The organism is Larkinella arboricola (assembly GCF_003259745.1).
GTDB lineage: Bacteria > Bacteroidota > Bacteroidia > Cytophagales > Spirosomataceae > Larkinella > Larkinella arboricola.
This window is the reverse complement of sequence record NZ_QLMC01000005.1, coordinates 283,232-301,327: the sequence shown is the minus strand read 5'-3', so window position 1 is coordinate 301,327 and position 18,096 is coordinate 283,232. Positions and strand designations below refer to the sequence as shown.

Annotated in this window: 22 protein-coding genes; all 22 read left to right on the top strand. The window is 53.1% G+C overall.

The features are described 5' to 3' along the window. Positions 1 to 724 precede the first annotated feature (724 nt). Entirely contained in the window at positions 725 to 1,225 is a 501-nt protein-coding gene (locus LX87_RS20435) for a hypothetical protein (protein WP_111630131.1), read from the top strand. 177 nt (positions 1,226 to 1,402) lie between these two features. Continuing rightward, positions 1,403 to 1,999, top strand: coding sequence for a hypothetical protein (locus LX87_RS20430; protein WP_111630130.1), 597 nt, complete (start codon positions 1,403 to 1,405; stop codon positions 1,997 to 1,999). Between the two features lie 12 nt (positions 2,000 to 2,011). Next, positions 2,012 to 4,258, top strand: a complete 2,247-nt coding sequence (locus tag LX87_RS20425; RefSeq protein WP_146624516.1) for a hypothetical protein — start codon at positions 2,012 to 2,014, stop codon at positions 4,256 to 4,258. A 114-nt stretch (positions 4,259 to 4,372) separates the two neighbouring features. Beyond that, on the top strand, positions 4,373 to 5,242 hold the full coding sequence (locus LX87_RS20420) for a S49 family peptidase (RefSeq protein ID WP_111630128.1): 870 nt from the start codon (positions 4,373 to 4,375) through the stop codon (positions 5,240 to 5,242). A 36-nt stretch (positions 5,243 to 5,278) separates the two neighbouring features. Continuing rightward, positions 5,279 to 5,734 (top strand): hypothetical protein, encoded by a 456-nt coding sequence (locus tag LX87_RS20415; RefSeq protein ID WP_111630127.1) that lies wholly within the window; start codon positions 5,279 to 5,281, stop codon positions 5,732 to 5,734. Positions 5,735 to 5,820: 86 nt separating this feature from the next. Continuing rightward, positions 5,821 to 6,807: a hypothetical protein gene (locus LX87_RS20410; RefSeq protein ID WP_111630126.1), complete on the top strand. Its 987-nt coding sequence runs from the start codon at positions 5,821 to 5,823 to the stop codon at positions 6,805 to 6,807. A gap of 87 nt (positions 6,808 to 6,894) precedes the next feature. Beyond that, on the top strand, positions 6,895 to 7,590 hold the full coding sequence (locus tag LX87_RS20405; protein ID WP_111630125.1) for a hypothetical protein: 696 nt from the start codon (positions 6,895 to 6,897) through the stop codon (positions 7,588 to 7,590). Between the two features lie 169 nt (positions 7,591 to 7,759). Then, positions 7,760 to 8,227 carry a hypothetical protein gene (locus tag LX87_RS20400; protein WP_111630124.1) on the top strand — a complete coding sequence of 156 codons (468 nt, stop codon included), beginning with the start codon at positions 7,760 to 7,762 and terminating at the stop codon, positions 8,225 to 8,227. Positions 8,228 to 8,280: 53 nt separating this feature from the next. Further along, positions 8,281 to 8,514 (top strand): hypothetical protein, encoded by a 234-nt coding sequence (locus LX87_RS20395; RefSeq protein ID WP_146624515.1) that lies wholly within the window; start codon positions 8,281 to 8,283, stop codon positions 8,512 to 8,514. Beyond that, the gene (locus LX87_RS20390) at positions 8,507 to 9,163 is read left to right on the top strand and encodes a hypothetical protein (protein WP_111630122.1); all 657 of its coding nucleotides are present in this window, start codon (positions 8,507 to 8,509) and stop codon (positions 9,161 to 9,163) included. Before LX87_RS20395 ends, LX87_RS20390 begins: the two co-directional genes overlap by 8 nt. Before the next feature lie 176 nt (positions 9,164 to 9,339). Next, positions 9,340 to 9,867: a hypothetical protein gene (locus tag LX87_RS20385; protein WP_111630121.1), complete on the top strand. Its 528-nt coding sequence runs from the start codon at positions 9,340 to 9,342 to the stop codon at positions 9,865 to 9,867. Next, the gene (locus tag LX87_RS20380) at positions 9,857 to 11,428 is read left to right on the top strand and encodes a hypothetical protein (protein ID WP_111630120.1); all 1,572 of its coding nucleotides are present in this window, start codon (positions 9,857 to 9,859) and stop codon (positions 11,426 to 11,428) included. The genes LX87_RS20385 and LX87_RS20380 overlap by 11 nt, the downstream gene beginning before the upstream one ends. Positions 11,429 to 11,731: 303 nt before the next feature. Beyond that, positions 11,732 to 12,037, top strand: a complete 306-nt coding sequence (locus LX87_RS20375; RefSeq protein ID WP_146624514.1) for a hypothetical protein — start codon at positions 11,732 to 11,734, stop codon at positions 12,035 to 12,037. A gap of 1 nt (position 12,038) precedes the next feature. Beyond that, positions 12,039 to 13,355, top strand: coding sequence for a hypothetical protein (locus tag LX87_RS20370; protein WP_111630118.1), 1,317 nt, complete (start codon positions 12,039 to 12,041; stop codon positions 13,353 to 13,355). Beyond that, complete coding sequence (locus LX87_RS20365; protein WP_111630117.1) at positions 13,342 to 14,328, top strand: DUF6712 family protein; 987 nt, start codon at positions 13,342 to 13,344, stop codon at positions 14,326 to 14,328. The genes LX87_RS20370 and LX87_RS20365 overlap by 14 nt, the downstream gene beginning before the upstream one ends. A gap of 32 nt (positions 14,329 to 14,360) precedes the next feature. Beyond that, the gene (locus tag LX87_RS20360) at positions 14,361 to 15,146 is read left to right on the top strand and encodes a hypothetical protein (protein WP_111630116.1); all 786 of its coding nucleotides are present in this window, start codon (positions 14,361 to 14,363) and stop codon (positions 15,144 to 15,146) included. Next, the gene (locus tag LX87_RS20355) at positions 15,065 to 15,700 is read left to right on the top strand and encodes a hypothetical protein (RefSeq protein WP_146624513.1); all 636 of its coding nucleotides are present in this window, start codon (positions 15,065 to 15,067) and stop codon (positions 15,698 to 15,700) included. Before LX87_RS20360 ends, LX87_RS20355 begins: the two co-directional genes overlap by 82 nt. Positions 15,701 to 15,834: 134 nt before the next feature. Then, entirely contained in the window at positions 15,835 to 16,182 is a 348-nt protein-coding gene (locus LX87_RS20350; protein WP_111630114.1) for a hypothetical protein, read from the top strand. Beyond that, on the top strand, positions 16,179 to 16,550 hold the full coding sequence (locus LX87_RS20345; protein WP_111630113.1) for a hypothetical protein: 372 nt from the start codon (positions 16,179 to 16,181) through the stop codon (positions 16,548 to 16,550). Before LX87_RS20350 ends, LX87_RS20345 begins: the two co-directional genes overlap by 4 nt. Then, positions 16,495 to 16,878, top strand: coding sequence for a hypothetical protein (locus LX87_RS28600; protein ID WP_146624512.1), 384 nt, complete (start codon positions 16,495 to 16,497; stop codon positions 16,876 to 16,878). The genes LX87_RS20345 and LX87_RS28600 overlap by 56 nt, the downstream gene beginning before the upstream one ends. Further along, a complete protein-coding gene (locus LX87_RS28845) occupies positions 16,875 to 17,018 on the top strand; it encodes a hypothetical protein (RefSeq protein ID WP_170139401.1) in 144 nt (47 codons plus the stop codon). The genes LX87_RS28600 and LX87_RS28845 overlap by 4 nt, the downstream gene beginning before the upstream one ends. Then, positions 17,005 to 17,853, top strand: coding sequence for a hypothetical protein (locus LX87_RS20335; RefSeq protein WP_111630111.1), 849 nt, complete (start codon positions 17,005 to 17,007; stop codon positions 17,851 to 17,853). The genes LX87_RS28845 and LX87_RS20335 overlap by 14 nt, the downstream gene beginning before the upstream one ends. The last annotated feature ends 243 nt before the right edge of the window (positions 17,854 to 18,096 follow it).

The window sequence follows — 18,096 nt, the reverse complement described above, 5'->3', positions numbered from 1 at the left end:
GAAGGCCCGAAATCGGGCCTTTTTTTTGCCCAACCCTGCCGGTTGTTGTTCCCCTTCAACCCCCCGGCAAAAAACCTGAAGTTTTTTGTAACTCTGTATCCGAACCCCAGTTTTACGACTTATTAGTCTGGGAATCAATGGATATAAAAGATACAATTTTTTGTATCTTAGGATACAAGGTTACAAAAAATAAAAAATAAAGGCTTTAAGGGGGACCGCTAAAAAGCGGTTTTAGGAGGTAGATACAACTTTTTTAAAAGTTGATACAAAATCGAAAACAAAGTTTGTATCGGATAATAATCTGTATAACAGGCATTTACCCTCTATTGTTACAGATGATACAGAGTTACAAAAAAAATCGACCTCAGACCTGGGTAGTTCTGCGCAAAGATTGGCGGCAAAATTGATTAAGAAGGGGTTATACCGGATTACATGCCTACGCATAATCCAATTGTAAGAAGCTACTGCCCCAACGCATTCCAGTGTCCAAGCAATTGATCCAGCGCCGTGTAACCTTCGTAAAGGGTTTTCGAAAGCACTCGAAAAAAGTCCGGCAATTACTTTTAAATAAGCATTTTGACGTTTGATTATTTAGGTATTAATACCTATATTTCAAAAACAAAAAACGCCCGGTGGGACGGGCGTTTGAAGTGCCTGGCTGTTGATAGACAGACAGATGGTCAGTTGGTGAAGTAAATATACGAACCTTCTAATTATCATCACAATGACTTTTGCCGTACCTGTTAAACCGTACATTAAAGAATTTTTCCAGAACTCGGACGTCTTCGGACCTGAACCCATCAATGTTCGGCGGAACTCCCGCCTGGGCGAAATCATTGCCGCCATCTTTTCAAGCTATCCGCTTCAGGATGTTGATTTAGAAGAGTTAGCCCCCACCGAAATCCTGAACCCGGATTACCTGAATTTCACCCTTTCCTTCCCCATTGAACACCGGCTGCTGACGGATGCCAAGCTTACCCAATTGGGAAAGGTGCTGGAAGTGATCTTTGAGTTTTACGCCATTGCTTTTGTGAAGGGGCGGATGGACGTTTTCCCCTCGCTGAACGGTGCGGCCGAACGCTTCACGCACAAACATCAGATCAGCGTGGAAACCTACACCTCCGACGCGGTTAGAAAACTGGTTGGCCGGAGCCAGGTCAAGAACGATGTCTTCTTCAACAAGCTGTCGGTTCGGGAAAAATCAAACCTGTCCAAAGTTGCGTGAAACCCGTCCAATGTTGAGCAAAACCTGTCCAGAAAACGGGGATTTTGTCCAGCGATTTTAAAGCCTTGCATCTCTGTCCTACTTTATAGTTTTAGGGGCGAAAATTCCGGTTATCAGACCGGATTTCGCCCCTTTTTGCGTCCAAGTGAATAAGGTCGTTTAATCATAGGTTTAGGTATGATTAACGATCCTCTTAAATCGATACCAGCCGTTACCGTGCCGGAGCAGGAAACCAATGCTGCCGGGATTGTTCGGCTCCGGCTGGTTCCGGCCGACCAGCTACGATTCATCAAGCCCGAACGGTTTCCCCGCCCGGGTCATAGGGGTTATCCGGAATTCACGCTTTCCGAGCAACACCTTCTTTTTGCGGATGGGGCTTCCCTGGTGGATGTGGATGTCATGCCCGACTATGCCTTCTTTTCGGAGGATACGGAGACGGATGCCAACGGCCGCTACTTCCGTCCGACCATTCAGCTAACTATCCCGAAAATTCGCCCGGAAACAACCATTTGGCTGCAACGCTACGAACACGTGAAATGGGTTGCATTTCTTCAGGACCGTAACGGGTTTTGCCGTTGTGTCGGAACCCCAGATCAACCCCTTATAATCGGATTTGGTCAGGCAACCGGTGGGAAGAATGGTCGGAATCAAACAACGCTGACCTTTTCGACTTCGGTCGAACAGCCTGCCTATTACATGCTTGGCATAGAAGACAGCTATTTAATCGACTCCACCGCTGACTTTAATTCCGCCTTCGGATTTGAATTCAAATAACAATTAATCAACATGAATCTAGACGCAATTAATGCAGCAGTCGATGCTGTTCTAAAGAGTTCATCACCCCCGCGTTCAATCACCGCCGATGGGTTGAACGCTCTCTTGAAATTATGCCTGGCTGGGATTCTGGGCGAGCAACAGGAAGGCTTAAAGGACCGCCTTCGTCGTATTTCCCAGGGCTTGGCCCTGGCGGAAGTGGACGATGACGAAGTGCAGTTTCAGGGGGGGACCTGGGTCAAGGAAGCCGGAACAATCGCGCCCGGGCAAGCTGGATATGGCGGGATTCTGCTGCCCGGCAAAACCGGTTTCCGCTACCGGCGAAAAAAGGATTACATCACCGTGCTGGACTTTGCGGATCGGGTAGTCGGGGGTAACTGGACGCTGGCCCTGCAAGCGGCTTTGGATGCGGCCAAAGACAACCCACTGAAGCGAACGAATGTCTATTGCCCGGCCCAGCAATACCTCATTGACCAGGTGGTCGTTCCAACTGGCGTGAACTTATTCGGAGACGGCGCACTGGAGCGGGGCGACCGTGCATCGACCAAGTTCGTTCAGAACTCGGCAATGGATGTCATTCGCATTGACGGCGATGTGGATACTTCATCTGGTCGGGCCTACTGGTTCGGCAAGCTGTACAACTTCAGCATTATGGGGAAACCATCGGCGGGATCGGGGTATGGTATTAGTTTTCGCCGGGCCGATGGCACTACCGTCACCCCGCAGGATCTCACCCACATTCACAACATCATCATCCGGGCAACGCCCAGCGGGGGGATTGAATTCCCGGATGGAGCCTTGCCGTTGACGGTTGATACCGTAAAATTTTTGTGGTGTAATGGCCCAGGCATTGACTTTGCCGTAACCGGCGCGAATAAGTTTCAATCGTGCCTATTTGCGGGCGTTTCAGGCGACGGTAATAACGGTGGGTTAATTCGCTTCAAGAATCTCGATGCCCAGGGTAGCATCACGATTCTGAACCTGAAATCCGAACAGCGTATCAACTCGCACTACGGCAATGTCGGAATGCAGAACAACCCCATTGTTTTCGACAATTGCACTGGCACACCTGTTACCATTCTGGGGGCCAGCCACATCTGTTCGTGGGTCTACTCAAGCAACCCGCTGGCCAACAACAAACCCGGCTCACTGGTGAAGATCACCGGAGCCGGTCAGCCGAAGCTTTCCTGGAAAGGCGTTTCGATTCGGGTTCGGGCCACCGATACGGCCACCGATCCCGACCCCTCCATTATCGACGGACAGGATATCCCCTATACCGTTTCGGAAGGCAAATATGGCGACTTTACGTCAGGCCACTGGTCAGGAACAAAACTAGGGGTCATTTATGGGAAAGTCGCGCGGTGGCTGGGTCGAAGTATCCTGAACGAAACCCATGTCGTTCAAGTGAATGGCGAAGTACCCGCCTTTTCGCTGTTTTCCACCGATTCACCCGCGAACCAGCAACACTGGCTGGATGTGGTATCGGGGGGCGTTCGCTCGAAGCGCCTGGTGAAAGACGACCGCAACTTCACGCTCTACGAGCGGGATGTGGCCGATGCTAATGGTCTGGTTATTCGGAAGCAATTTGACCTGAGCGAAATCCGCCACACCGACGCGGCCCCCAAACAAACGATCAGCAATACCAGTGCGGGGGTTGACGAGAAGGTCTGGCGCTGGGTCGCTAATGCACAAGAGTTAATTCTTCAGCTCTTTAACGACGCTTATGCGAGTGGAGTCAGTGGACTAGGCTTACGTCGAAATGGAACCACTCCGGACGGCGTTACCCTGCGCCAACGGCTGATCCTAACGGGATCGGGCGGTTCTCTATCTTCGCTAAGCGTATCCACCAGTAACGGAGACGCTCGCCCCGCTTCGCTGTTTACCGTCTCATCGGCATCGGCCCAGAATCTCACCTTCCTGGGTTCGGGAACGCTCGGCCAACTGGTGATCCTACACTTTACCGACAGCAACACCACGCTGGTTCACTCGACCGCCGGGGCTACTGGCTCTTTGAATCTGGCCGGAGCGCGCAACTGGAACCCTCGGGTGGGGGATTGTATTATTTTCTACCGGGGTGCAACCCTATGGGAAGAAGTTACGCGGTCGGCGGTGGCCTACACCTTCCAGCAGGCGGCCGGAGCGCCCACGGTCAATGCTACCCGCCTGGGTGAAGAATACTTCGATCCGGCCGCGAAGGTTTGGTACAAGGCCGTTTCGGTGGGCAGTGGCGCAACCGACTGGAAACCGATTACCAATTAAGTGTCAACGCGAATGACATCGGCCCGGATCACGCTTGATTCGGGCCTTTTTTATGTCCTATCTACCCTCAAATCATACCCCTATCGTTGCAGCAACTTTTGATCACTGCTAGCAATGTTAGACGTACTTCTTTCTTCCCAATGGGCGCTGAACCCCACGTATCATGACCGGATGGCCGGTCTGGCACTGGGCCGGATTCAGCAAGGTTTCTCACCGTTCGAGATTACCCAAGATAAAAAACAACCCTTTGTTGTAAGTGGCGATGACGAAGGTATCCAGATCGGCGCGTCCTATGGGTATGACCGGCTGACCAAAGCGGAAGGGGTATCCGGCAATGTGGTGGTGTTGCCCATGCTCGGAGCCATTACCCGGTATGGTGATCTATGCAGTTGGGGCGCGGAAGACTACGCTCAATGGATCATTGAAGCCAATCAGGACAAAGCCGTTTCCGCCATGGTACTGGAAATCAACGGCCCCGGCGGTTCGGTCGATGGAATTGAAATGCTCGGGGAAGTCATCCGCAACTCACAAAAGCCCATCTATGCTTTTGTCGCCGGTTGGGCGGCTTCGGCTCATTACTGGATTGCCAGTCAGACCCGGGGAATCATGATGGAATCGAAAACCACGTCTTCGGTGGGTTCCATTGGCGTTCTGGCCTTCCACGTCGATGCGTCAAAATTCTACGAAGATGCAGGCTTGAAAGTCTCCATCATCCGAAGCGACGGCAGCGACCACAAGGCCCGGTTCAACGATGTCGAACCGCTGACGGAAGAGCTTGTAACCGAAATCAAGGGAGAATTGAATCTGATCCGGGAAACCTTCATTGCCAAGGTGAAGGCCGGACGCCCGGGCGTCGATGAATCGGTTTTCAGCGGAAAAATGTACCCGGGCCAGGAAGCCATTAAGCTCAAGCTGGCGGATCGGATTGGCTACCTGGGTGATGCCATTGCCTGGGCGGACGAAATGGCTCAGAAAGCTACCTAAACCTCTTTTTGCATTCACTCTCAATTATTTATAATCATGAACAAAGTTCGAATCAGCATCCGGGACTTATTCCGGAGCAAAGCGTCTGAAGACCAAAAGACCACCGAAACCACGGTTGAGAAACCCGAATCGACCACCGAAGAAACCACGACTGACGAAGGTGACGAAGACGAAGAATCCGACGAAACCGAAACGGAAGAAACCACTACGGAGACGGAAACGACGATTGAAACCACCGCTTCGGAGAAAGGCAACGTGCAGGTGAAGGAAATGAGTCAGGATGCCTACAACGCCCTGGTGGCCGATGCCAAAGCCTGGAACGACAACAAAGACCGGTTTGCGGCCCTGGTGCAGTGGGAAGCCGCCATTAAGGGAATTGGGGGTAAAGGTGCGTCGGTGGACCAGAACATTCAGAACAGCCGAACCAAGCCGGGCGTACTGGATCAGCCCTGGAACCAGGCTGCCATGAAAGCCGCCGGGAAGGCTGAATAATATCGTCCTACTGAATCCGGACGGACTGGCTGACCTTCAAATCTGAAATCAGGAATTTTCAACACTAAACTTTTTTTCAATCAACTATGAGTGCTCTCAATCTCACTGCGTTGGCCACTTCGCTGGAAACCTACGCCCGGGATAACCAAGAACACATCTTCCTGCGCGCGCTGATTCCGGGCCTGGAAGGGATCGAAGGTTCTCCCATTATTCCGATTGCCCAGTACATGACCATGATGCAGGCCACGGATGAAGTGGTGTTGACCAACCTGGAAGTGGGTGATGTCCTGCAACCGGGCGGTAAAGACACGTTCAATCCGACTGCCAACGCCGTCAACTTCAAACCCCGTATCGGGAAAGTACGTCAGGCCAAAGTGGATTTGCAGTTCATCCACTCTAAAATTGTGGCCCTGTACAAGTCGTATATGGGTCAGGTGAAGGCCAAGCAAATTGACCCGGAAGCCATCCCTTTCGAAGAATACATTGCCGCCCGGGTTGTGGCTAAGATGCAGGAAAACATCCGTGTAAAGTTCCTGTACAACGGGGTGTACAATGCGGCCGGAACGGGTCCGCTGGATGTCAACAATGGGATTAAAACCCAACTGCTGGAAGCGATTGCGGACGGGGATGTTCCAGCCGGAAACATCATCGATACGGCCATTTTGTCGGCAACCAACTCGGTGGCGGAAATCGAGAAAATCATTGCGGGAATCCCTGATTCGGAGTTCTACGCCGGTGATTTGATCTGTGTTTGCAACCGGACGGTGAAAACCAACTACGAAGCCGATTATCGTTCGAAGTACGGTACGCTGCCTTACAACCAAGGCCAACTGAAGCCCAACATTGTGGGAACCGACATTCCGTTCATCGTGGAACCGGGCTTGACTGGTTTTAACCGGCCGATCTTCACCACCCGCGGCAACCTGGTCTATCTGTACGATGACATGAGCGGATCGGATACGCTGGCCGTCGATTACAACAAGCGCACCCGGGACATTGCCTGGATGATGGATATTCAGGTTGGGGCCGGTATCGCCGTAGCCGAGCAGATTTGGACCAACGATAACGCCTAAGTCCTATCCACCGTAACACCGGGCCTGATAAGTTCAGGCCCGGGTACTTAATTCAAGCAATTCATTCACCTTCAACACCTTGCTTACGTGAAACGTAACGAAATCTTTAATTTTTTGCTGGCCGCTCTGGCGTTCGCCGTTGCGGTTGTGCTGCCCTCGGAAGTCTTCTCCGCTCTGTCCGATCCGTCAGCGGTAGTTATGATTGGAATGGCCACCGTCAGTTTTGCCAACCTGGACGGTTCATCGTTCCAGAAACCCAACCCAGGCGGTACCCGGACCTTGTTAATCGCTCTGTCGAAAGACATCAAGGGGGTGTGGCCCAAGCTAGCCGACATTCAGGAAGGAGAGGTCGCAACCATTCCCGAACTAAAGACCGGTAAGCAGTGGGCGGAATACGAATTCCCGGACGGCACTTTCGATCTGAACGATGACGCCAGCGGTGATCCGGGCTTTCAGTCGTTCAAGCATTCGGCCGAATTCATGATTGCCGGAATGGGTAAAACCATCCAGACGGAAATCATGAAGCACCTGAACGCCGGTTCGGTGGTCATTGGTGAATTGAACGACGGTCAGTTCTTCGTAGCTGGTTCATCGGATAACGCCCTTTATTTCAAGCCTTCCGGCAAATCCGGCAAGAAAGGCAATGACAAGCGGGGCTATACGATGAAAGGCGAGCAGGACGGCTTTATGTGGCCGCTGACGCCCTTGAAAGCCAATGTAGTAGCTGCTTTGTCGCTGATTCCTTCCGAAGATGCCGAAGACGAAGAAGAAGCGGGCGCTTAATCGTAGACCATGCTGACAAAGTACGAATTGGTCAACGTTCCGGACGGGGGCGTTGACCATTTTATTTCCGGCCAACGGGTTCGCATTAACCAGAACCTGACCGATGAGCAGGCAGAACAATTGATTACGGCCGGACTGCCTTATTTTCAACCAAAGACCACCATCACCGATGGCCAAGAAAGCCACCACCGCCACCCCGAAACCAGCCCGGGAAAATCGGATTCATACCGCGCTGGAAAACGCGGCCCAGGAAGCCGCAAGTCCGGTTCCCGCCGAACCACAGCAACCCGAGCCAGCGACCCCACCAACACCGGAGCCGCCGACGTCTGAGCCATCGGGACAAACTCCCCAGACTCCGACCGAACCGGAAGAAGGTGCTCCGGTCGTCGATCCGGCCCCGGCTTCTACGCCGGATGAAGCCAACGATACGAAGCCTTCTGATCCCGAACAACCGACGTCAACGGATGAAGCCGCCTATATTACGCAACTCGTTGATGGCGTCATCTACATCTTACGTGCTCGCCGGATTCAGGAAAAAGCCAGACAGGAGTTGAACGCGCTGCGAGAAGAATCGAAACGACGGCAGCAGGAAGCCCAGGCCCAGGAATCGACCCGCGAAAATCCGAGAAACGACTAATTCAACAGGAAGCCGGGTCATCGATGCCCGGCTTTTTTATTCCATTACCGACCATGATCATTCAGAAACCCCATAATTTTCCGAACTTAAAAACCTTCCTGAAAGACCGCGGGATTGACGCTTACCACCTTCAGGAAGCCCTTGATGACTATTTGATTGACGTGGATGAAACCATCCGGCAGGAGTGCGATCAGTACGAAAAGCCCCATGAGTACATTCAGGCCAAACACTACGAACAGGCAACCGAGCGTTTCCGGGACGCCTTAACCTCCGAACTTGATGACTAGTGAAGAACTGAGCAGCCAGCGGAAGAAAGCCCGGGCGAATTGGGAGTTGCTTCAGATGAAGGCCCGATCCGGCCTGGTGACTCCGGCCGACGTCGAAGATGCCAGGCGGATTTATGACGCCCTGGTCCGGTATCAGCCGCCGGTCAATCCACCTGAAAAACCGGTCGTCGATCCGGCCCCGGCTGGCCCTAAAATTTCACTGCCCGAGTTCACCAGCCTGTTGGAGCAACTGACGGTGGAAAAGGCCGAAGCCCACAAACAAATGTGCATCCGCTCCAACCAACTGACCCAGATTCCGGACGATGTGAACGCCAAAGACCTGGTGGACGAAATCCAACGTTTTAAGGCCCAACGGAACGAAATCGGGGCCAAAATCGCGTTTTTACACGCTAACGGCCGATTACCGGAAACCGGGCCATCCCCGGCCGACCAACAGCAGCAGGAATCCGAATTTCTGGACAGTCTACCGGCGGAAAAATACGAGTTGGCCAGGCTGTTGAAGGATTCGATTCTCCCCAATCTCTCGAAGGCCCGGGGGAAGCTGGCCAAAGCCACGGACGGGGTTAAAAAGGTGCATTACAGCCAGAAAGTGGCCAAGCTGGAAGCCGAAGCCGCCATGGTGCGTTCACGGATGAGCGCCCTAAGCTGACGGCGGCTCAATATCACAAGAAAGCCCGGACGGATACCGCCCGGGCTTTGCCATTTAATTGATGTTTAACCACATAACAAAATGATACATGGTTGAAGCAAATATACGCTCATGGCGTCCTAGAATCCCGCTTCGTTGTGTTGTATGCTTGCAAAATATTGATAAATGGTTGATTCATGGCAAAAAAACTGTCGTTGGCCAAATTGAAGCAAAAGCTGCAATTGGATGAACACAAAATGGATAAGTTTTTATCCTATTACCACAACGGTACCCCCCTGAATGATGAAGAAGCGGCCATGCTCGAAAAATACCGGAAAGCCTGGTCATGGCTGAGTATGGGCCGCACCTTCGAAGCGACGATTTCCCTGGTCATGAAGGAATACAACATTCAGGAACGGCAGGCCCGGTACATCATTTCGGAAGCCGTTTTTCTGCATGGGCAGACCTCCCGGCTGGACAAAGCGGGGAAGAAAGTGGCGTCGGCCAACTTCTACCGCCTGCTGGCGCAACTGGCCATGATGAAGGAAGACTACGACGCGGCCGGGAAGCTGACGGAGAAAGCCGATAAGCTGGAAGGATTGATGGATGATGAGACGGTGGGTATGAATCCGGATGACTTTATGAAGCCGGGTAAATTCGTCTTCATCAACAACGTCAACATTCTGAAACAGAACCTTAAACAGCAGATGGAAGATGACGAATAAGGAAAAAGTCCGGCAGATTTACGCCAATGCCAAACAGGTGAAGTTTCTCCGGAGCCGGGCCAACCGAAAAACCTTTATGGGTGGGCGTGGATCGGGTAAAACCACAACCCTGGGGTATACCACCGGCATGATGTTTGAAAACCTGCCCCGGGCGAAGGTCATTTTGACGGGTCTGACGTATGTGCAGCTTGATTTAATCGTTCTTCCCGAGCTAAAAAACGCCCTGTCCCGGATGGGTTATGTGGAGTACTCCCGCGTAACCCCCTGGGGGGTGTACGTCATTGGTCAGCAGCCGCCGGATCACTGGCTTCGGCCCTATAGCTCCCCGGGTAAACGGGGTTGGCAATACTGCGTTGCCTTCATCAACGGTTTTACGATTCAGTTATGCAGTCAGGACCGCCCGGATAGTCAACGGGGGATCAACAATGACGGCATTATTGCCGATGAGTCGGCCACGCTGAATTTTGATTTCATCAAGACAATCCTGCTTCCGGCCAAACGGGCCAACCGTTACGCGCCGTTTGCCAGGCACTTTCTGCACCTGTGCTTTTACGACTTCAGTTCTGCCCCCTGGACGACGGAAGGGGGCTGGATTCTGCAAACGGAAGACCGCTGGAAGGCTGAACTGGAAGAACGGGCCAAGCTGACGGACGAAGAAAAAGCCGCAGCTCCCCCCAAAAATCTTTTCCTGGAAAGTACCTGGGAAGACAACAAAGACGTGTTACCGGCGAATTATTATGAGGTACTGGAAGAGTCATTGGACCCGCTTACGCTGGACGTGGAAGTCTGGAACAAACGCATTACCAAGCGCCCGGACGGGTTCTACTTTGCGTTTACCACATCGAAGCACTGCTACTACCAAAGCTACTCGTATGAGTACGATGAGCGCACCCGGCTCCACCTGCACGTCAGCAACGACTACCGGGAAGACCGCAAGCTCGAAGTATCGTTGGACTTTAACGCGGCTATTTGCTGGCTGGTCATCTGCCAGGAGATCGGCAAGGAGTTCCGCCAAATCAACAGCATCTTCAAAAAGCCCAGTATCGATAAGCAAACGAGCCTGGTGGTCCAACTGGCGGAAGCGTTCGACGTAGCCTACAGCAACCACAAGGCCCGGGAAGTAGACGTATGGGGCGATCCATCGGGGAAGGCAAAGAGTGCCGGAACCAGTGAAACCAATAAGCCTTTCCTGGAACAGTTCTGTGATTACCTGGTCAAGAAAGGTTGGCGGGTCAATAAGCTCTACCTGCGTTTTGTTTACCCCGGGCACAAGGATAAATATGTTCTGATCAACCACCTGCTGGGCGAAAGCAGCGATAGAACGCCCCGGCTGCGCTTCAATCAGAACACCAACAAGCCGTTCATTATTGCCATCCAGCAGACGCGTACTGTCGATAATTTTAAGAAGGATAAGGGAAAGGAAACTCCCAACAACAAGAACCGGGAGTACGCCACCGATGGGACGGACGCGTATGACTACATCGTATGGGGTAAGTACAAGCGGCTACTGCCTACCGGCTCCGCGCCGGGCTACCGGAACCAGCTCATCATTCTGAGTTAGACCAGGGCACCCACCCCCACAAAATTGTTACAGATTCCACCCGACCCCACCCGGTCGGGTTTTTTATATTCCATTTTTTCGAATGGCAATTGCCATCGCTGGTAAAGGGCGGGCTACCTGATCGTGTTTGATGGGGGCACTTTTTCAATTTTCGACCCCACAACACTCTGACAGTGAACTAACTACCTCTAAAACAGACTGCAAAACCCCTCAAAACCGCCCCCCGCACCCCCTGAAAATGCGTCCTACAGGGGGAAAAATGGCGGATGTAAGCTTGTATCGTCATTGAATTCACCACACGGCATGGCCACCAAACAAACCATTACGCTGAAAACGGTTCTGCACTCCATTCAGGAAGCGGGGACGGTCTTTAGTCTGAAGTTTCGCAAGCTCGACGGGTCCACTTCCTACAAACCCGAAGTCAAAAAGAATCCCACGGCCGTCCGGCCGGAATCGACCGGCGGAACGAAGGATTTGGGCACCATCCGGCGAAACATGAAGGGAGCCGGGGCGCTGCTGCTGTTTGACTGCCGCGCCAAACAGACGTTTGAAGCCAAGGTGGAACTGCTGATGGAGTTCAATGGCATGACCATTTTTCACAACTACTGACATGACGCAAATTCGGAAGCTGGCCCACAACGTCTACACGCTCAACACCGGCAACGTCGGGGCCTTTGTGACATTCGGCAACGCGGATATAGCGTATTCCCCCAACGCCAATAACACGCCCAACACCGGAAGCCGCGGGGACCACGTTCAATGGGGCGACAAAGACAGGCAGTTGGCCAACATGCACCGGCTGGCCTGTGAGTCTCCCAACAAATGGCGGCTCATCAAGACCCGCCGGGATTTTGTGGTGGGCCGGGGCGTTTACACCCACACCGAAGAAACCGCCGGGGTGGGTTCTCCGACCTACTTTAAACCCGCTATTTTCCCGGAGTTCGAGCAATGGCGACGGCTTAATGATTGGGATCGGGCCTGGATTCGAATCTGTTTTCAGTACGGCTTTTCGGGTAACGTCTTCGTCAAACTGGTTTTTGGTACCGATGGGAAGTTAGGCCCGGTTGATGCCATCGACGCCTTCAAAATCCGTCCGCGCAAGCTGGCCAGGGGAGAAACCTGCACGACGGCTTACCTGGTCAACCCGAATCAGTTCGGCAGCAAGGCGTTTAAGAAGGAAGAAACCGAAGTCGTTCCGGCCTTTGACCCACAGAATCCGGCTAAATATCCGGTGGCCATCCTGCACCTGAAGGACGACATCCCGGGTCAGGACAACTTTGGTTTTCCGGAATGGTGGTCAACGGAAGAATGGTCAAAGGTGGCCAACAAGATCCCGAAATTTCACGACGCGGGGTTAGACAACGGCTACAACATCAAGTACCATATTTCCATCCCGGATGATTACTTCCTGGTGGAAGGGAAAGACGAACAGGAACAGGAAGCCTTAAAAGCGGCCACCCTCCGGAAAATGGGGGAAACACTGGCGGGGGTTGAAAACACCGACAAGGCGCTGATAACCTTCCACAAAGCGGATGTAAACGGCAAGGAAATTCCCGGCGTGAGGATTACCCCCCTGGACAACAAAATGTCCGATGATGCCTACACCAACCTGTTTAACACCGCCAACGTGGCCCAGGCTTCGGGCCATGGCGTCTTGCCGTCGCTGGCGGGGATCGACACCGGAAGTAAAATGGGCGGCTCGGGCAAGGAACTGGAAGCCGCGGCCAACTATCAGCAAAACTTTCTGACCTACGTGGACCGCTTCATTCTGCTGACGCCCCTGCGGATTGCCCAGGCTGTCAACGGCTGGCCCTGGGAAATGATGTTCGATGTGCGCAACATCCAGCTTTACAACTACGACGTGACGCCCAAAAACTCCGGGTCGAATCCTTCCACTGAAACCGACAAAGACGATGCTAATCAATGATATACTGACCTTTAAAGCCCAGGTTGGCGGCATTCAAAAAACCATGAACTGGCCAACCTGGGAACCTTACATCCGCGGGGCCGAAATCCGCCACATTATCCCGGCCATTGGGGAAGAGTTGTATGACGAACTGGCCGCTGTCACCACTCCAACACCCGAACAAAAGAAGCTGCTGGACCGGCTCCGGCCTGCCCTGGCGTTCTTTGCCTACCTGGACGCCATCCCGTATCTGGTGACGGCCACCGGGGATGCCGGTTTGGTGATGAATACCCCGGCCAACACGGCCAACATAACCAAGTGGATGTACGTGACGCTGGTGAAAGATGCAGCCGCCAAGGCCGACCAGTGGTTTGAAACGGCCCTGTCCTGGCTTGAGCATCATGCCGATCAGTTTCCGACCTGGACCGCTTCCCCTTCGTATACCGTCACCCGGGGCCGGATCATCGCGTCAGCCACCGAATGGAGCCGGGCCTTTCCGGCCGGACGGGAAAGCAGACGGCTGTTTCTGTCGGTGCGGAATTACCTGCATAATTCGGAAGTGGATTTCCTGATGCCGCTTCTGGGTCCGGCGTTGTATTCCGGCCTGATTACCAAGCTGAAGACGGCCCCGCTGACCCTTTTCGTACAGGAAGCCGAAGTCCTTCGACTGAGCCGCCTGGCCATCGCCAACCATGCTTTTGCTGAAGCCATCCCGTTTCTAAACATCAACGAAGACTTCCGGATTGTCTCGGAGACGGACGGAATTGTCAACGAAGACGAATTGGAAACCGGCCGGTTGAATGCCATCCTGAAGGATTGCAAAGACAAGGCGTCTGCCTACGCGGCCGACCTGGTGAAATACCTTAATACCACGGCGTCCCCGACTGTTTTGCCCGACTACTACCACTATGAGCGGTACGAAGCGCCGAACCCGTCCGGGCCTAGGGGCGGCTTTCCCAATGATCCGGCCAACCCCTATTTCGTACTCGGATAATCTTTTCTGTCATACCCCCAACGAAGCTTTTTATGATCGCCAAACTAACCGGTATCAGTCCTGATGCCACCATCAAACCACTGCCCATGAATCCGGAACCAAACGAATTACAAGCCGAAAGAAATCGGCTGGATGAAGAATTTCTACTGCTTCAACAACGTCAGGCTGATTTGACCATGAAGGAGAACCTGGCCGCTGAAATGAAGAAAACCCGGATGTTCGACGAACGGCAAAAAGCCCTGGATGCCGCGGCAGGCTTCCGCCGGGAAGCCCGCGCGACTCAGGATGAGAACGAAAAACGCAACCTGTACGAATGGGCGCGGGAAGCGGATGAAGAAGCCCGGCGGCTGGAACTGGAATTGGGGATTGTTTCCCATGCGGAGCCGTCCGAAGAACCCGCCATCGCCCTGCCCTGGATGCAGCGTCATAAGAAGCTGACGGCGATGTTTCAGGTGCTCGGGGTGCTGCTGCTGATTCAATTCTGCTACAGCCAGTTTATGGCCTACAAAGAACACATCGACGCCCTGAACGGGAATCTGGCCATTGATCAGCGTCTCCAGCCGTATGATTTGACCAGCATTCAGAAGTTCTTTTTCGAGCAGTTAAGCGTTTTCAGTTCGCTTCCCATCGCCCTGGTCATCCTGTTTTTGATCGTGCCCTTCGTCGGATTTTACGTCCTGCCATTTCTCAAGTCCCGGAAGGATTTTTACACCGAGTTCTACGAAGACTTAACGCCATGGCAACGAAGCATTATTACCACGGCCTTACTATTGGGCTTATTATTTTTCTTGGCTTTATCCCACACGGTCAAGCCGTAACACCAACCCCGACGAAGCCGCCGGTTGTCGCTTTGACCTTTCCGGACGAAATGACACTCCGCATGGCCATTGCCGACACGGCGGCTTCCTACGTGGGAATCAAGGAACTGACCAACCGCAATGACCACCCGGTCATTACCAAGATCAACCGAACGTTTGGGCTGCCCAAGAATGCCTATTACTGTGCATCCGGGCTGGCCTACTGCTACAAAGTCAACATCGGAAAGCTTCCGTTCAACGGGGCCGGTAGTGTCTCGTCCTGGTTTGCCAACCGTAAACGGTGGGTCTACAAACGCGGAGAACGGGGCAATCAGCGCGTGGGCCGCAAGCCCCAACTGATGGACGGGGTAAGCCTGTATGCTTCCCACATCGAAGGTTTAGCGACTGTCCGTTTCGATCCCGAAGCCGAATACATTGAAACCATCGGCTTTAACACCACCGGCGGCACCGGCCGCGGGGGCGTCTACCGGGTTCGGCGTCGGCTGAAGGAAGTCAAAGCCATTGTCAACCACCTTACTCCCTATTGGGAATCCATTCATGGAAATCACAATTAAACCGTTCTTGCGTGGCCTTCTTTTCGGTTGGTGGGGCTGTATGGTATTCTTCACACTCCTTCAATGGCCCTGGGACGGAAAGCCCGTCATTGTGACTCTTCAACCAACCACTTTTCAATCAACTCCAATGAACCATGTATCCAAAACTGACCGTTCTTCAGCGCCTAAAAGCGCCGACGTCCAAATTCTTCCGGCCCATTCTGAGGGTAAGTGCCACGGTTGTTGCGCTCGTGATCTGGCTCCTGTGGGGACAGGCTCTGCTTGCCACCGACGGGATACCCTTTCCCGATCATCTACGAAGCGCCATTGAACTGTCGGGAGCCATTGCGCTAACCGCGGCCGTCCTATCGATGCTGACGGTGGACTATGAGCAGCTACGAAAAGATTCGGTCTTAGACGGAATCAAAACGGCCAGGCCCTATAAAGCCGTGCTTAAACTGGACGATCCGAAACCCCGTAAAGCGTTACCACCGATAAAATGACCTGGCTACTCAACTTCTGGAAATGGATCAACCGGGACTGGAAACGGTTCGTGTGGGAAATCGTCGTGGCGGTGGTCTTGTCGGTGGTGGGTTGGGGAATCAGTGAATTGCTCAACTCCCAGACGCTTCAGACCTGCCAGGACGAACGGGCCGTCCTGCTGAAGCAAAGCGCCCGGAGTCAAGCCATTATGGATTCCATCGTATACGAAGGCTTATTGGCCATTAAACAACGCGAACTCAGTGAAAAAGACGCTCAAATTCTGGACCTCAAACAAAAGATTGTTTCTGATAGCATTCAGCACCTTACTGACCTTGAAGCTGTCCGCGCAATCAACGAGTACATCCACCCCGGCAAGCGCAAGCGATAGCGTCAGCCACATTACTGAATTCGTTCGTAACGCCCGGGCCATTGCCGATTCGCTGAACCGGTACGAATTCCTGAAGATTCGAACGGGGCAACTCCGAACCGATTTGCTGTTGGTCCAGAAAGAAAAAATGGGCCTGCTGGTTTCCACCCTGAAGGAGAAAGACCGGATGGGTGAATGTGAAAGCCGGGCGTCAGTGATCCAGGCCGATTTGACCCGGAAAACGGGCAAGCTGAAGGCGTCCCGGGCGGAAAACTGGATTTGGCGAATCGGTGGAACGCTGGCGCTGCTGAAAGTAAGTATTGACCTGATTAATGTCCTGAAACCATGATTTTACTCCCTACCTGGGTTGGAGTGTTTTTAGTGTACCTGTACGACCGGGCGATTCCCCTGGGGGCGGTGGCCATGCTGCTGTTCCTGTTTGTGTGCCTGACCGTATTAAACTGGGTGCGTCCGGATGAAAAAGGTTAAGATCGACGGCGTTAGCCAACTGATTCCCGAGCGGTGGGAAGAATGTACGGAAGAGCAGATTCAACAACTGCTTCCGCTTCAACTCGTGGTACTCAACGAGCAGGAACCGCAAAGCCGCGGCCGTCTGAAGAATGCCGCCTTGCGGGTGCTGTTTCCGATGGTCAAAAAGTTTGAAAAGGATCTGCTGCCCGAACAACTCTGGGCACTCGGGCAGTTGACGCGCTGGATTTGGGAGAAGCGACTAACCCACAAACCCTTTGAATCCTTTGAATTTGAAGGGGTTGATTATCTGTTGCCCGATGACAACTTCAGCAACACGACGGCCATTGAAATTGCCATGGCCAACATTCACTACCTGGCTTACACGCGGCCGGAGAATCCCAATCCCAGGGCCGTTCTGCAACTCGTTACCACCCTTTGCCGTCCGGTCCGGAAGGATTTAAAAAGCTTTCGAAAGTCGGCCGACTGGAACGGGGACGCCCGGGAAGAATACAACACCATTCTGGCCGACGAACGTGCCGGGCGGATGACGACCCTGGGCCTGGGGGTGGTGATGGGCGTTCTTCAGTACTTCGAAGCCATGAACAGCCGGTTCGTTTCGATGTACCGGGAAGTATACGAACCAGACCCGGACGCGGCCGATCTGCCGCCCCTGTACGCGGGTGGCGAAGGCTTGGTGACGACCCTGATGGAGATAGCCAAAACGGGCACGTTTGGGGATTTCGACAAGGTTTGCAAGCAGAATGGCCACACGGTATGGCTGTTTCTGAAGGATACTAATTTAAAGATTGCCCGGGCCAAAGTGCTGGCGGAACAGGCCGAAGAAAACGAGTAAACGAAAACTTCAATGGATATATATAATTCGCTGGTGTTCTGGCTAGTAGCTACCACAGCAATAAGCTGGCTTTTCAGCTACCTACTTTGGTGGGATAAAGAGAATCTGAAAAAAGAATTGATTATCCTTCAAAAAAATATAACGCGGGTGGAAGGTAAAATCCCCGCCCCGGAAAGTCCCCAATCCCTACCCGGGAATGCCCGTCCACGGATTCCCCGGGATGATGAATTTGATGCCTGGTAA

What these genes read in the sequence shown, in the direction of transcription:
- LX87_RS20435 (WP_111630131.1), top strand. Translation starts at nt 725, where the DNA reads ATGACTTTTGCCGTACCTGTTAAACCGTACATTAAAGAATTTTTCCAG.
- LX87_RS20430 (WP_111630130.1), top strand. Translation starts at nt 1,403, where the DNA reads ATGATTAACGATCCTCTTAAATCGATACCAGCCGTTACCGTGCCGGAG.
- LX87_RS20425 (WP_146624516.1), top strand. Translation starts at nt 2,012, where the DNA reads ATGAATCTAGACGCAATTAATGCAGCAGTCGATGCTGTTCTAAAGAGT.
- LX87_RS20420 (WP_111630128.1), top strand. Translation starts at nt 4,373, where the DNA reads ATGTTAGACGTACTTCTTTCTTCCCAATGGGCGCTGAACCCCACGTAT.
- LX87_RS20415 (WP_111630127.1), top strand. Translation starts at nt 5,279, where the DNA reads ATGAACAAAGTTCGAATCAGCATCCGGGACTTATTCCGGAGCAAAGCG.
- LX87_RS20410 (WP_111630126.1), top strand. Translation starts at nt 5,821, where the DNA reads ATGAGTGCTCTCAATCTCACTGCGTTGGCCACTTCGCTGGAAACCTAC.
- LX87_RS20400 (WP_111630124.1), top strand. Translation starts at nt 7,760, where the DNA reads ATGGCCAAGAAAGCCACCACCGCCACCCCGAAACCAGCCCGGGAAAAT.
- LX87_RS20395 (WP_146624515.1), top strand. Translation starts at nt 8,281, where the DNA reads ATGATCATTCAGAAACCCCATAATTTTCCGAACTTAAAAACCTTCCTG.
- LX87_RS20390 (WP_111630122.1), top strand. Translation starts at nt 8,507, where the DNA reads ATGACTAGTGAAGAACTGAGCAGCCAGCGGAAGAAAGCCCGGGCGAAT.
- LX87_RS20385 (WP_111630121.1), top strand. Translation starts at nt 9,340, where the DNA reads ATGGCAAAAAAACTGTCGTTGGCCAAATTGAAGCAAAAGCTGCAATTG.
- LX87_RS20380 (WP_111630120.1), top strand. Translation starts at nt 9,857, where the DNA reads ATGACGAATAAGGAAAAAGTCCGGCAGATTTACGCCAATGCCAAACAG.
- LX87_RS20375 (WP_146624514.1), top strand. Translation starts at nt 11,732, where the DNA reads ATGGCCACCAAACAAACCATTACGCTGAAAACGGTTCTGCACTCCATT.
- LX87_RS20370 (WP_111630118.1), top strand. Translation starts at nt 12,039, where the DNA reads ATGACGCAAATTCGGAAGCTGGCCCACAACGTCTACACGCTCAACACC.
- LX87_RS20365 (WP_111630117.1), top strand. Translation starts at nt 13,342, where the DNA reads ATGCTAATCAATGATATACTGACCTTTAAAGCCCAGGTTGGCGGCATT.
- LX87_RS20360 (WP_111630116.1), top strand. Translation starts at nt 14,361, where the DNA reads ATGATCGCCAAACTAACCGGTATCAGTCCTGATGCCACCATCAAACCA.
- LX87_RS20355 (WP_146624513.1), top strand. Translation starts at nt 15,065, where the DNA reads ATGGCAACGAAGCATTATTACCACGGCCTTACTATTGGGCTTATTATT.
- LX87_RS20350 (WP_111630114.1), top strand. Translation starts at nt 15,835, where the DNA reads ATGTATCCAAAACTGACCGTTCTTCAGCGCCTAAAAGCGCCGACGTCC.
- LX87_RS20345 (WP_111630113.1), top strand. Translation starts at nt 16,179, where the DNA reads ATGACCTGGCTACTCAACTTCTGGAAATGGATCAACCGGGACTGGAAA.
- LX87_RS28845 (WP_170139401.1), top strand. Translation starts at nt 16,875, where the DNA reads ATGATTTTACTCCCTACCTGGGTTGGAGTGTTTTTAGTGTACCTGTAC.
- LX87_RS20335 (WP_111630111.1), top strand. Translation starts at nt 17,005, where the DNA reads ATGAAAAAGGTTAAGATCGACGGCGTTAGCCAACTGATTCCCGAGCGG.